Annotated in this window: 1 protein-coding gene; it reads right to left on the bottom strand. The window is 46.6% G+C overall.

The genetic code is table 11. The features are described 5' to 3' along the window. A partial coding sequence (locus tag FFR48_RS28545) for a transposase (protein WP_137669639.1) occupies positions 1 to 306 on the bottom strand: 306 nt, incomplete at its 3' end. Positions 307 to 358: the final 52 nt, after the last annotated feature.

Genomic DNA, 358 nt, shown 5'->3' on the forward strand with positions numbered 1-358 from the left:
CGCCTCAGACGGTAAAGAATGACGTTCGATTTCAATCCTTGTCCAATCTCGTAGGCTATCGTGGATACGCAACCATGTTCCATCCTTCCGCCAATTGCGGAAATATGTGTACACTGTCTGCCATGCTGGAAAATCCCCAGGCAAACTCCGCCATCTGAATCCTTCTACCAACACATAAAATATCGCGTTCAGGATTTCCCACATATCGACTTCACGCCGACGACCTCCTGGTTTTGGTTCTGGAATCATGTCACTTATCAATTCATACTGGTCACGAGTCAGATTGCTGGGGTATGCTTTACTCATGTTGCTCACAGGCGTGCTGTCTATTCACTATTCACAGCTTATACTGAGAGAG

Source organism: Sphaerospermopsis reniformis, from assembly GCF_005402885.1.
Taxonomy (GTDB): domain Bacteria; phylum Cyanobacteriota; class Cyanobacteriia; order Cyanobacteriales; family Nostocaceae; genus Sphaerospermopsis; species Sphaerospermopsis kisseleviana.